We start from the raw sequence: 7,714 nt of genomic DNA, 5'->3' as shown, positions 1-7,714 counted from the left end.
CGCGGGCGATTCGGTGAAGACCCATTCCCCACCCTCGTTCCACGGGCCGCGGGTATCGATCTCGCCATGATCTCCCGCGCCGGTCGAATCGTTGAAGAACTGGTTTACGAGGCCGGGGGTCGGTGCGATCTTGCCGATGCTGAAGGCAGGCTTGGAAAGGCTTTCGAGCGCGAGCGAGAACGCCTTCATATGCGTGATCTCGCGCGTCATCAGAAACTGCAAGGCGTCCTTGCTGCCCGCATCGTCGCAGAAATTGATCAGCCGCTCGTAGACGATCTTCGCGCGCGCCTCTGCCGCGATGTTGCTGCGAAGGTCGACGTCGACTTCGCCGGTGATCTTGAGATAGTCGGCGGTCCATGGATTGCCTTGCGAGTTGAACAGGTTGATTCCGCCGCCGCCCGCAATGGCGATCAAGGGGTCGGCTTCGGCGGCCTGGCGGTCGAACTTCGAAGGTGCCAGATGCATCCGGGCAAGGCAGCCGACCACTTCGAGGTGGCTCAGCTCCTCGGTGCCGATGTCCATCAACAGGTCCTTGCGATCCGGATCCTCGGAGTTCAATCCCTGGATCGAATATTGCATCGCCGCGGCGAGTTCTCCGTTCGCACCACCGAATTGTTCCAGAAGCATGTTTCCGAATCGCGCGTCAGGCTCATCGACACGAACGGTGAACATCAGCTTCTTGACGTGGTGATACATGGGAGCCTCGCGGGATGGAATTGACAGACTTGAACGGCGCCAGGGGCGCTTCGTTCCTATGCATCCGACCTGCTCGCAGCGGCGACCGAGGAACGATCGCGGACCGCGCCAATTGGTCCGCAGTATCGCGCAGACCGCGGCCACCAGGTTTGACAACCGCGGCGGCAGACCCGATCGGATGACGATTGATGGCCGGCATATTCCGTGGCTGGACGAGCGAGCAGAAACACGTCCTGGCGGCAAGTTTCCTCGGCTGGTCGCTTGACGCCTTTGATTACTTCCTGCTGGTGTTCGTGCTGAAGGATATAGCCGCGGAATTCAAAACCGGCATCACCGAGGTCTCACTCGCGATCCTGCTGACCCTCGCCATGCGCCCTGTCGGCGCTTTTCTGTTCGGACGCGCGGCCGATCGCTGGGGCCGGCGTCCGGTGCTGATGGTGGATGTCGCCCTCTACTCCGTCCTAGAATTTGCGTCCGGGTTCTCGCCCAATCTCACGACGCTGATCGTGCTCCGCGCACTCTATGGTGTCGCCATGGGCGGCGAATGGGGCGTCGGCGCCTCGCTCACCATGGAGTCCATTCCTCCGCAAGCCCGCGGCTTTGCGTCAGGCCTGCTTCAATCGGGCTACCCGGCCGGATATTTTCTCGCCTCGATCGTCTACGGCGTGCTGTTTCAATATATCGGCTGGCGGGGGATGTTCATGGTTGGGGTCGTTCCCGCCCTGCTCTTGCTCTACATCCGCCAGACCGTGCCGGAATCGCCCGGCTTCAATCGCACCCTGGCTGCAACAAGCGGGCGCACCCTTGAGGTGCTGCGCCGAAACTGGCGCCTTGGGATCTACGCGGTGATCCTGATGACCGCTTTCAACCTGTTCAGCCACGGCTCGCAAGACATCTATCCGACGTTCCTTCAGGTCGAACGAAAGCTCTCACCGCATGTCGTTAGCCTGATTGCCATCATCTACAATATCGGTGCGATATGCGGCGGCGTCCTGTTCGGTTCGCTGTCGGAGCGTTTCGGGCGCCGCGCCTGCATCGTGGCGGCTGCGATCTTTTCATTGATCGTCACGCCCCTCTGGGCATTCGCCCCGGCCACCGTACTTTTGGCGGTCGGCGCATTCCTGATGCAGTTCGCCGTGCAGGGCGCCTGGGGCATCATCCCGGTGCACCTCAACGAACTCTCGCCCGATGGCGCAAGAGGAACGTTCCCGGGCTTCGTCTATCAGCTCGGCAATCTGTTCGCCTCCGTCAACGCAACGCTGCAGACCGGTTTGGCGGCCGCGCTCGGCGGCAACTATGCCGTCGCCCTCGTTGTCGTCGTCGCGCCCGTCGCGCTCATCATCGTGATCGTCACGATCCTCGGCAGCGAAGCGAAGGGAACGCCGTTCGCAGCCAGAGCGGCTTCATGAGTTATGGCATCGCTCTCAACCCTGGCTTAACCTGCCGAGCCAGGCCAACACAGCCGTTGGCGTGTGCCCAAACAAGATCGATTCCGTCCCTGGAAGTGGTGCAGTCGCCTGGCATCTTTTCCTTGCGGCCAAGCCGGCATTCGACAGGAGCGGCACCGCGCCAAGGGCGTTCGTCCGGACAAACCCGACCAGATGATGCGCAACGCCGCCTGATCGGTCTAACGCGGCCTGGTCGAGCGCCATGCCGCCTGGCAACATCACCGAAACATGCGAGCCCGTGCTCGCCGCCTGGCTCGACGGCACCTCGCGCTGAACTGAGGTTGCGTCCTGAGGGTCCGATCCATTGCGACGCGCTTTAAGCGATTGGCTGGGGAACTAGGAAGATTTGTTACGGCCCGCCCACCATTCCGGAAGAGCTTGATGTGACTTAATAATTTGATAATGCTTCGATATTTTTAATATTTCTAAGTAGTACTTGTTACTAGAAACTGTTACTATAGTAAGTGAAAATCAAGCAGCGATTCCCCAGTGCCCGCCCTTCCAAGTTACATCGTTCGACGCAAAGGTAGCCGAAACTATTATGTGCGGATGCCTATCCCCAAGGACCTCCAGCAGCGCTTGGGAATACCAGGCAAGCCTCGGCGCGAGAGGTGGCTGTCATTAAACACCAGCGATCCCACGAGGGCTCGACAAGCAGGTAGACCTATTATCGAAAAATGGGAGCGGGAGTTTCAGGAGCTCCGGCACCCGAAGGAACTGACTGAAGCCGAATTGCAGGACGCAATCTGGAAGCGTTACCTTGAGCTGATTACAGCAGACGAGAAACTGCGTCTTTCCCTTCCGACCGATGACGATCTGAAGAAAATTTGGGCTCATCTCGAGGTTGAGTTCGGCGGCGTGTGGGACGTCGGCACCTTTCGTAACTTTGAAGAGCTGCAAAACACTTTTGTCGACGATCAGCGCGACAGACTTACCCGTCTAGCCAAACTAAAAGCAGAGGTCGCAAAAGGGGAGACGAAGAGCGTCGCAGAGGTGATAGACGGACTTTTAGAACAGCGGCGGCTTAAGCTAGAGGCCGGCAGTCCGGAATACCGCAAGATTGCGCATGGCATCCAGCGTGCTGAGATCGAGGCTTTGCGTCGCGCCGCCGAGAGAGATGCTGGCGACTGGTCGGGGGAACCGAAGGACAAGCTAGTTCGGCCGCCGGTCCTTGTCAGCTATCCTGTGGGCGAGACGATCCTTGAGCTCTTCGACCGCTTTCGGCGCGAGGCGCCCGGACGTGTCTCACCCGATGGATGGACTCAGAATAGGAAAATTGTGGCTTTGTTCGACCAGTTTATCGGCGGGGACGCTCACGTCTCTCAGTTCAGCCGAAACAACGTCCGGGGTTGGAAGGGTGAGCTTTTCAAATGGCCGCGGCGTGTAGCTGATACTGGCACCTTTCGTGGATTGACGTTTTCCGAAGTAATTCGCCGAAATGAGAAAATCGGAAAGCCCGTCATCTCATCAAAAACTATCAATAAATACCTTGCGGCGCTTGGGGGCTTTTCAAAGTGGCTTCTGTCGAATGGATACATCGACGAATCAGTCATGAGCGGAATGTTTTTGGACCTTGATCGGCGGAAGAAGGAGGTCTTTCCCTATGATGATGCAAAACTTAAAACCATCTTTACGTCGCCACTGTTTCTGATGTGCAAGGGGGACCGCATTGAACATATCAAAGGAAACAAAGAAATCCGCGACTGGCGATATTGGCTACCATGGCTAGCGCTGTATAGCGGCGCGCGACTTGGAGAACTGGCACAATTGCTTGTCGCTGACGTCAGGCAAGAGCAAGGCCATTGGATACTGCACATAACCAGCGAGGGGTCTAAAACGAAGCGAACAAAAACTGGAGGATCGCAACGCGTGGTCCCCGTTCACCGCAAACTTATTGAGTTGGGCTTCGACAAATATCACGCGCGAGCGGTTGCGCTTAACAAACAGCAGCTATTCGACATCAAGCCGGATACGCGCGGCTATTTTTCCGGAAGGCCTTCAAAGTTTTTCGGCAACTACCTGCATGACATTGGCATCAAGAACGGTCGCGATACGAACTTTCATTCATTCCGTCATACGGTGGCTGACGCTTTTCGCAGAGCCGGTTTTGTTGACGAAGAATTTGCGCCACTGCTGGGGCATACGAGGGCTACGACGACAGGAAGGTATGGGATCTTGAAGCCAATGGTGCTTGCGCAGCGCGTTGCCATGATAGAGGCGATCGAATACCCCAGTCTTCTTTGATTGCGAACGCCGAGCACTTTCCTCGTGCCCTGTCCGTTTGAGCGATCGGTACAATTCGTGGCACGGCGAGCTCGGCCGGCAGCGGGGGTCGGGAGCTCCACATCTGCACTTATAGCCTCATGCAGGAGGCTTGTATCCCTTTATCGGCCGATTCCCCGAAGCGCCGGACCGCCATAAAGAGTGAGCGTCATCCAGGGACCACGCACTGAAGGCTGATCTGGTCGGTTAGGAAGATCTCGTGGAATGGTTCGTCACGAGGTCACCATGTCAAAGGATAGTCATAAGGATAGCGATACGGATAGGCATACGCCTATCCTCAAGAACGGCTCGGACACGCTGCAGCGTGTTGAGATCATCACCGGGACCGGCCGGCGACGGCGCTGGTCGACCGATGCGAAGGCGGCGATTGTCGCGGAGAGTTTTGCGCCGGGTGCAAGCGTGTCCGCGGTGGCACGGCGACACGACATCAGCCCAAGCCTGTTGTTTCTGTGGCGTCGTCAAACGACGCGGGCGAAGGTCGCGGAGCGCGGGGCCGGAGACGTGCTACCTGGCTTTGTGCCGGTCGCGATCACCGGCTGCGGAGGCGAATTGTCGTCGGGCGAAGAGCAGGCGGCAATCGAGATCGAGGTAGGCGCGGTTCGCATCCGTGTCAGGGGGACGGTCGACCGGCGGGCGCTGTGTGAGGTGCTGGCGGCAGTCGGGACGGTTGGCCGATGATCTTGCTTCGACCTGGATTGTCGATCTGGATCGCGACGCAGCCGATCGATTTCCGTCGGGGGATGGACTCGCTGGCGATGCTGGTGAGCGAGGCGTTTGGAGCCGATCCGTTCGACGGCGGACTTTATGTCTTCCGCTCCAAGCGACGAGATCGCGTGAAGATCCTGACCTGGGATGGAAGCGGCATTGTCCTTTACTACAAGCGAATCGAGGGGCAGTTCACCTGGCCGCCGATCAAAGAAGGCGTCATGCCGCTATCTCATGCTCAACTCTCGGTGCTGCTCGATGGCTCGGACTGGAAGCGTGTGCCGATGCGAGTTGTGGATCAGCCCGTACGAGCTGGTTGATCCGTATCAATAGTAGTTCGTCACTCATGCGGAGTTGTTGTAGAATCACTTTGCATGAGTGATTTGCCTTCCGATCCAGAATTGCTCCGACAAACCGTGATGATGCTGTCATCACGGTTTGCGGCGTTGTCGACGGAATGCAGCACGCTCTCGGCCGAGCGTGATGCGGCGATCGCCCAACGCGACGCTGCAATCCAGGAGAACGACAAGCTCCTGATGATCCTGTCCCAGTATAAGCGCACGATCTTCGGTCCCCGCTCCGAGACCCTGGATCCCGGACAGCTATCTCTCTTCACCATCACGGCACAGGCGGTTCGTGCCGCCGCCAACGACGACGACATGATCGGAGGCAGGCTGCCTGACGGAGCGGAAGGCCGTGGAAAGCGGCCGGCGCGGCGCAACCGGGGGAAGCTTCCGGACCATCTGCCGCGCATCGATGTCGTAATCGATATCGAGAGCCACATCTGCCCCTGCTGCGGCGAGCGGCTGCACAAGATCGGGGAGACCGTCAAGGAAGCCTTCGACGTCATTCCGATGCAGTACCGGGTCAAGCGCATCGTGCGCCCGCGGTACGGCTGCCGGGGATGTCGCCAGGGCGTGCTGCAGGCACCCGCGCCGGCCCAGGCGATCGATGGCGGGATGGTGACGGAAGCCTTGCTGGGCCATATCGCGGTGATGAAATACGGCTACCAGCTGCCGCTGTATCGGCAGGAGCAGATGTTCGCTGCGCTAGGCATCACGCTCGACCGGCAGACGCTGGCGTCGTGGATGGGCCGCATCGCCTGGTGGCTGAAGCCGCTTCACACGCTGTTGCGCGACACAGTGATGTCCTACCCGCGGCTGTTTGCCGACGAGACGCCGCTGCCGGTTCTCGATCCCGGCCGAGGCAGGACCAAAGTCTGCCAGTTCTGGGCGATCGCCACCGATGACCGTCCGTGGGGCGGCCCAGCGCCGCCGGCGGTGGTCTACATGTTTGCCGAGGATCGCAAGGCGATCCGCGCCAAGCAGCTGTTCGGGGACTACCACGGTATCCTGCAGGTCGACGGCTATGCCGCCTACAAGGGCCTGATCAAGAATGGCGGCCGTCTGGTGCAGCTGGCGTTCTGCTTCGCGCATGCGCGGCGGAAGTTCTGGGACGTTCACGTCGCGACCAAGTCGCCGATTGCCGCAGAGGCGCTGCAACGGATCGCGATGTTCTACGCCATCGAGGATCGCATCCGCGGTCTGCCGGCGACGCAGCGAGCTGCGGTGCGGCAATCCGACACCAGACCGCTGATCGAGGACTTCAAACCCTGGCTCGAGGCGCGGTTGCTGGAAGTCTCGAAGAAATCCGGCCTTGGCAAGGCCATCCGCTACACCCTCAACCATTGGGACGGCCTGACGCGCTTCATCGATGACGGACGCATCGAGATCGACAACAATACGGTCGAGCGCAGCATCAAGCCGATAGGCTTGGGAAAGAAGAACTACTTGTTCGCCGGCAGTGAAGGCGGTGCCGAGACATGGGCCATCCTCGCCTCGCTCATCAACACGGCTAAGCTTCACGACATCGACCCGCGGCATTATCTGGCCGATGTTCTCGAGCGCATTGTCTCCGGACGCACCAAGATCAATCAGCTGAACACGCTGCTGCCGTGGAATTGGAAGACCGAGCGCGACGGTTCAGAGGCAAAGCTCGCCGCCTGATCAGTTCGACGGCAAGGCGTCGGGAACTTCCTGCGCCTCGCTGGCATCGTCGTAGATCTCTTCGCGGATAACGCGCAGCGTCACCTCGTGCAGATAGACTTGCAGCGCACCCTCCAGCTCGGTGAACTCCGGCAGCAGGACTCGATCGACGAAGCCCCGTGACGCACGGACCATCACCGTGTTGCGTCGCTGCCGGCGATAACGAAACGGCCGCAGCCCGTATCGACGGCAAAGCGCCAGAAAAAGGTGCCGAGACCACTGGTCGGGAAGTGAGAATTGCTGTTCGATCGGTGGATCGTGGCGAGTGAGTTCCTCGACCCGGGCCCGCACCCGCCGCAGCGCGGCTTCCGCCGCAAGGCGCTCTCCAGCAGTTCCAGCACCCACGAACAACGCCTCGATCTTCCGAAGCTTCTCGCGCAGCTGCGACTCGCTGGTCATTCTAATGTCCCCGTTGCACGCTCCAACCCGCGATCACACCATCACCGCGCAACGGCAGCGTCAATCACCCCGACCGCGCTATCCAGAGCATTCCGCTCAAGTCAAGACCGGGCACGGTGATCCTCACATGACGCTCAC

At 59.7% G+C, this 7,714-nt stretch carries 6 protein-coding genes and 2 pseudogenes; 6 read left to right on the top strand and 2 right to left on the bottom strand.

Translation table 11 applies throughout. The annotated features are described in order from the left end of the window. Positions 1–696: manganese catalase family protein (locus NEZ08_RS15765; protein WP_298108602.1), on the bottom strand; the 696-nt coding region annotated here is incomplete at its 3' end. A 188-nt stretch (positions 697–884) separates the two neighbouring features. On the opposite strand from NEZ08_RS15765, the gene NEZ08_RS15760 reads away from it, so the two are divergent. From NEZ08_RS15760 to NEZ08_RS15740, 6 genes and pseudogenes are all read left to right on the top strand, one after another. After that, the gene (locus NEZ08_RS15760; RefSeq protein WP_298108599.1) at positions 885–2,105 is read left to right on the top strand and encodes an MFS transporter; all 1,221 of its coding nucleotides are present in this window, start codon (positions 885–887) and stop codon (positions 2,103–2,105) included. 528 nt (positions 2,106–2,633) lie between these two features. Further along, positions 2,634–2,837 (top strand): annotated as a pseudogene (locus tag NEZ08_RS25805) (DUF6538 domain-containing protein); the annotation flags it as partial. A 39-nt stretch (positions 2,838–2,876) separates the two neighbouring features. Further along, entirely contained in the window at positions 2,877–4,388 is a 1,512-nt protein-coding gene (locus tag NEZ08_RS15755; RefSeq protein WP_298108596.1) for a site-specific integrase, read from the top strand. A 336-nt stretch (positions 4,389–4,724) separates the two neighbouring features. Continuing rightward, positions 4,725–4,889: pseudogene (locus NEZ08_RS15750) on the top strand (transposase); the annotation flags it as partial. Positions 4,890–5,122: 233 nt separating this feature from the next. Beyond that, positions 5,123–5,452 (top strand): IS66 family insertion sequence element accessory protein TnpB, encoded by a 330-nt coding sequence (gene tnpB / locus NEZ08_RS15745; protein WP_298108594.1) that lies wholly within the window; start codon positions 5,123–5,125, stop codon positions 5,450–5,452. A 54-nt stretch (positions 5,453–5,506) separates the two neighbouring features. Next, positions 5,507–7,138, top strand: coding sequence for an IS66 family transposase (locus NEZ08_RS15740; RefSeq protein WP_298108591.1), 1,632 nt, complete (start codon positions 5,507–5,509; stop codon positions 7,136–7,138). Here the strand turns inward: NEZ08_RS15740 and NEZ08_RS15735 are convergent, their stop codons facing one another. After that, on the bottom strand, positions 7,139–7,576 hold the full coding sequence (locus NEZ08_RS15735; RefSeq protein ID WP_298108588.1) for a hypothetical protein: 438 nt from the start codon (positions 7,574–7,576) through the stop codon (positions 7,139–7,141). It lies immediately after the preceding gene. Between the last annotated feature and the right edge of the window lie 138 nt (positions 7,577–7,714).

This window comes from Bradyrhizobium sp. (assembly GCF_027451485.1).
In the GTDB taxonomy this organism is placed as follows: Bacteria; Pseudomonadota; Alphaproteobacteria; order Rhizobiales; family Xanthobacteraceae; genus Bradyrhizobium.
Note: the sequence above shows the minus strand (reverse complement) of the source record. Positions and strands in the feature narration are given on the sequence as shown.